Raw genomic sequence first — 3,000 nt, forward strand, 5'->3', positions numbered from 1 at the left:
GCTCCGCACAACGTCGCACGCGCCGCGAGCGCCTCCCCGGGGACGGCCGTCCGCCCGCCGACCCCGGCCCTCAGCCGCGCCCTCCGGGGTGGGGGTCGGTACCGATGACGCGTTCGCTCCCGCGTCGGGGAGGCGGTGGTTGGGCCCGGGCACGGGCGAGGGCGTCGCGACAGGCGCGGTCGGCCCGCCGGGTGGTCTCCGGCAGTCGGAAGTCCCGGGCCAGGTGGAGGGTGTGGGCACGGGCCGCCGCGAGTCCGACGCGATGCCCGGCGGAGACGTACACCGGTTTGACCCCCGCCCGGGTGCGCAGCGCCGAGCCGACCACCTCCGGGGGCCCGGCCGTTCCCTCCGGGGCGTCGATCGGCGGGGCGTACAGCGGCGCGTGGTCACCGCGCCGGGGGCCGGGTGGCTCCGGCGGCGCCCCGGACCGGTCGTCGGCCAACCGGAACGGGGTCTTGGCCACCCCGATGGTGCGCAACCCGGTGAGCACGCCGAGATGGCAGGCGAGCCCGAAGCGGCGGGGGTGGGCCACCCCGTAGCCGTCGCAGACCACCAATCCCGGCGGGACGCGCAAACCCGCGAGGGCCTCCGACACCGCGGGCAGTTCGCGGTGGGCGAGCAGGCCGGGCACGTAGGGGAAGGGCACCGGCCCCACCGCCGCCGCTCGATCCACCTCGGTGAGGTCCACGGCGTCCAGGACGACCGCGGCGGCGGCCACGAGACCGGGCGGGCCGTTCCCCTCGGACTCCGAGTACGCCACGTCCACCCCCGTCACGGTGCCCGGCGCGCCGGGCGGTGGGCCGGGTTCGTCGGGCAGCAGGAAGCGTCGCAGGGCGAGTTGGCGCTCCACCGCCTCGGCGGCATCGGCCGGAGTGGTGTGCGCGGGCACCCCGGGGGCCGGTCCCGGCGCACCGGGGGTCGGGTGGGACGGTACGGCCCCGGGGGTGCCCGTCACCGGGTCAGCCCAGATCCACGCGCGGGTAGAGCGGGTGCTTGTCCAGCAGGTCCGCGGCCCGGGCCGCGACCCTCTCCGTCACGCCGTCGGCGATCCGGTAACGGGCCCGGGAGGCCGCGCCCGAGGCCGTGGCGGTGGGCGTGGTGTGGGCCAGGACGGTGTGGATCAGGTCGGCGACCTCCTCCATCCCCTCGGTGTCCAGACCACGGGTGGTCAGGGCCGGGGTGCCCAGCCGGACACCGGAGGTGTACCAGGCGCCGTTGGGGTCCCGGGGGATCGCGTTGCGGTTGGTGACGATGCCGGCGTCCAGCAGCGCAGACTCCGCCTGGCGGCCGGTCAGCCCGTAGCCGGAGACGTCCAGCAGCAGCAGGTGGTTGTCGGTGCCGCCGGTCACCGGGCGGGCGCCGCGCCGCAGCAACCCCTCGCCCAGCGCCCGGGCGTTGTCCACCACCCGACCGGCGTAGTCCCGGAATTCGGGCCGGCGGGCCTCCGCCAGCGCCACCGCCTTGGCCGCCATGACCTGCGGCAACGGCCCGCCCAGGACCATCGGGCACCCCCGGTCCACGTGCTCGGCCAAAGACTCGTCGCACAGCACCATGCCGCCGCGCGGGCCGCGCAGCGACTTGTGGGTGGTGGTGGTCACGATGTGGGCGTGCGGCACCGGGTCGAAGTTCCCGGTGAGAACCTTGCCCGCCACCAGACCCGCGAAGTGCGCCATGTCCACCATCAGGGTGGCGCCCACCTCGTCGGCGATCTCCCGCATGGCCGCGAAGTCCACCAGCCGGGGATAGGCCGAGTAGCCGGCGACGAGGATGAGCGGCCGGAACTCCCGGGCCGCGGCGCGCACCGCCGCGTAGTCCAGCAGGCCGGTCCCGGGGTCGGTCCCGTAGCTGCGCTGCTCGAACATCTTGCCGGAGATGTTGGGGCGGAAGCCGTGGGTGAGGTGGCCACCGGCGTCCAGGGACATGCCGAGCATCCGCTGGTCGCCCAGGGCCCGGCGCAGGCGGGTCCAGTCCCCCTCCGACAGGTCGTTGACGTGTCGGACGCCGGCGTCGGCGAGTGCGGGCGCCTCCACCCGCTGTGCGAGCACCGCCCAGAACGCGACGAGGTTGGCGTCGATGCCCGAGTGCGGCTGCACGTAGGCGTGTGAGGCGCCGAACAGTTCGCGGGCGTGCTCGGCGGCGATCGACTCGACGGTGTCCACGTTGCGGCACCCGGCGTAGAAGCGGTGCCCGACGGTGCCCTCGGCGTACTTGTCGCTCAGCCAGTTGCCCATGGTCAGCAGCACGGCGGGCGAGGCGTAGTTCTCGCTGGCGATCAGCTTGAGCGACTCGCGCTGGTCGGTCAGTTCGGCGCCGATGGCGTCCGCGATGCGCGGTTCCACGCCCCGGATCACCCGCAGGGCGTTGCTCAGGGCGACCGACTCGGGGGTGCCGGTGACGTTGTGGTCGGGGGCCTCGTGGTGCGTGTGGGCCGCCTCGAAGGGCTCGGGCGAGACGAAGGGAGCGGGGACGCCCGGGTCGGTTCCGGGGTCGAGGTTCTCGTTGCCGGTCATGCGGGGCCTTCCGGAGCTGTCGTCGGAGCGGCCCGGGCGCGCGGCACGGTGTGGCCGTCCGGGGACGGGGGCCGCTTCCCGATGGTTCGTTCCATCCGCACACGCCGGTCACGGCCCGTGCCGAGCCTAGCACTCGCGGGACCGCCCCGCCCGGGGCACCGTGGAGGGACCGCCCCGGTCGCACGGCCGGGGAACCGCAGCCGACCCGCGGCACCGACGCCGCACCAGGAGGAAGCGTGTCCGAGCACACCTACCGGGTCACCGAGATCGTCGGCACCTCGCCCGACGGGCTGGACGCGGCCATCCGCAACGGCCTCGGCCGGGCCGCCCGCACCCTGCGGAACCTGGATTGGTTCGAGGTGACGCAGATCCGCGGGCACATCGAGGAGGGACGGCCGGCCCACTTCCAGGTGGGACTGAAGGTGGGGTTCCGCCTGGAGGACGAGGAGAAGCACACCGGGGACGCCTGAGCGACCCGGGCCCCCGGCCC

Annotated in this window: 3 protein-coding genes; 1 reads left to right on the forward strand and 2 read right to left on the reverse strand. The window is 75.2% G+C overall.

Going from position 1 to position 3,000, the window contains the following annotated elements; genetic code table 11:
* Positions 1-70 precede the first annotated feature (70 nt).
* Complete coding sequence (locus FNQ90_RS18030) at positions 71-889, reverse strand: endonuclease V (protein WP_182607327.1); 819 nt, start codon at positions 887-889, stop codon at positions 71-73.
* A gap of 70 nt (positions 890-959) precedes the next feature.
* Positions 960-2,510 (reverse strand): glycine hydroxymethyltransferase, encoded by a 1,551-nt coding sequence (locus FNQ90_RS18035; RefSeq protein ID WP_182607328.1) that lies wholly within the window; start codon positions 2,508-2,510, stop codon positions 960-962.
* Between the two features lie 236 nt (positions 2,511-2,746).
* Between FNQ90_RS18035 and FNQ90_RS18040 the strand changes: the two genes are divergently transcribed.
* Positions 2,747-2,980 (forward strand): dodecin, encoded by a 234-nt coding sequence (locus FNQ90_RS18040; RefSeq protein ID WP_143623973.1) that lies wholly within the window; start codon positions 2,747-2,749, stop codon positions 2,978-2,980.
* Positions 2,981-3,000: the final 20 nt, after the last annotated feature.

This window comes from Streptomyces alkaliphilus (assembly GCF_014141535.1).
Classification (GTDB): Bacteria; Actinomycetota; Actinomycetes; order Streptomycetales; family Streptomycetaceae; genus Streptomyces; species Streptomyces alkaliphilus.